Origin of the sequence: Pseudoalteromonas sp. SG44-1 (assembly GCF_014164315.1) — a bacterium.
GTDB classification, from domain to species: Bacteria; Pseudomonadota; Gammaproteobacteria; order Enterobacterales; family Alteromonadaceae; genus Pseudoalteromonas; species Pseudoalteromonas rhizosphaerae.
In genome coordinates, this window is the sequence record NZ_JACJEW010000278.1 from 1 (window position 1) to 309 (window position 309).

1 pseudogene is annotated in these 309 nt (G+C 40.1%); it reads left to right on the forward strand.

Annotated elements, in window-relative coordinates:
* A pseudogene (locus H5187_RS24465) lies at window positions 1-309 on the forward strand (hypothetical protein); the annotation flags it as partial.

Consider the following 309-nt stretch of genomic DNA (forward strand, 5'->3'; position numbering starts at 1 on the left):
TCAACGCTTGAGGGACATTGGGTAGAGAGCGATGGTAAGCAGTTGGCTATTTCATGGTTTGGAGGGTGGTCAAATTTATTTACTGCTCTAAGCTTCTTGCTAATGGTATCTGCAGTTATGTTTTTCTTCGTTGACTTGGTTGTTATTGGTTTTGTGTGGGGCGATTACAGGTGGGTACCGTTTGTTATATACATGCCTTTGTTTATCATAGGTTTTTATATGCATAAACACCGCGCCATATTATCGCACCGAGATAAGTTTTATTTTAATCGCCATACCGGGCTTGTAAAAACCCCTCATACTTTGTTT